Source organism: Methylobacterium sp. CCH7-A2, assembly GCF_001557075.1.
Lineage (GTDB): Bacteria > Pseudomonadota > Alphaproteobacteria > Rhizobiales > Beijerinckiaceae > Allobosea > Allobosea massiliensis.
Window position 1 is genome coordinate 1 of record NZ_LSKN01000262.1, and the last position, 258, is coordinate 258.

Consider the following 258-nt stretch of genomic DNA (forward strand, 5'->3'; position numbering starts at 1 on the left):
GCGGCCTGCGCGGGGTGAAGCTCGTCGTCTCCGACAGCCATGAGGGCATCAAGGCCGCCGTCTCGAAGGTGCTGATCGCGACCTGGCAGCGCTGCCGGGTCCACTTCATGCGCAATGCCCTGGCCCATGCCGGCCGCTCGGGACGGCGCGTTGTCTCGGCCTTCATCGCCACGGCGTTTGCTCAGGATGATGCTCCCGCCGCCAGCCAGCAATGGCGCAGGGTCGCCGATCAGCTCAGGCCGACCGTCCCCAAGCTCG

At 69.4% G+C, this 258-nt stretch carries 1 protein-coding gene; it reads left to right on the forward strand.

What is annotated here, in order from left to right:
- Positions 1-258: transposase (locus tag AX750_RS19735; RefSeq protein ID WP_197432848.1), on the forward strand; the 258-nt coding region annotated here is incomplete at both ends.